Annotated in this window: 1 pseudogene; it reads left to right on the top strand. The window is 43.9% G+C overall.

From position 1 onward, the window contains the following. Positions 1-374 (top strand): annotated as a pseudogene (locus tag MTCD1_RS18660) (LysM peptidoglycan-binding domain-containing protein); the annotation flags it as partial.

The following is a 374-nucleotide window of genomic DNA, read 5'->3' on the forward strand; positions in this document are numbered from 1 at the left end:
CTTATATTGATCCGGTGACGAATGAAAATCTGGGTAACGAAGTCGAGTTTATTGCGATTGCCCGTGTGGTGAATACCGGCACGGAAACCATTCCGGCCAAATTATTGATTTTGAAAAGTACCAAAGAAGCACGTAAAGGTGACCGATTATTGCCGATGCCTGAGCAAGACCGTTTGCCTGTTTACTTTCAACCGCGTAATTTCCAGCTGGCTAGCGATGGTTTGATTGTCGCGGCAGATGAAAAATACAGTGCGATTGGTAAAAATGATGTGGTGATCATAAATCGTGGTTGGCTTGACAACGTTGTTGCTCGTGATGTGTTTGCCGTATTGACACGTGGTAAAACCCTTATTCGTCATGAACAAGATCTAGAT

Source organism: Colwellia marinimaniae (assembly GCF_002207865.1).
Classification (GTDB): domain Bacteria; phylum Pseudomonadota; class Gammaproteobacteria; order Enterobacterales; family Alteromonadaceae; genus Colwellia; species Colwellia marinimaniae.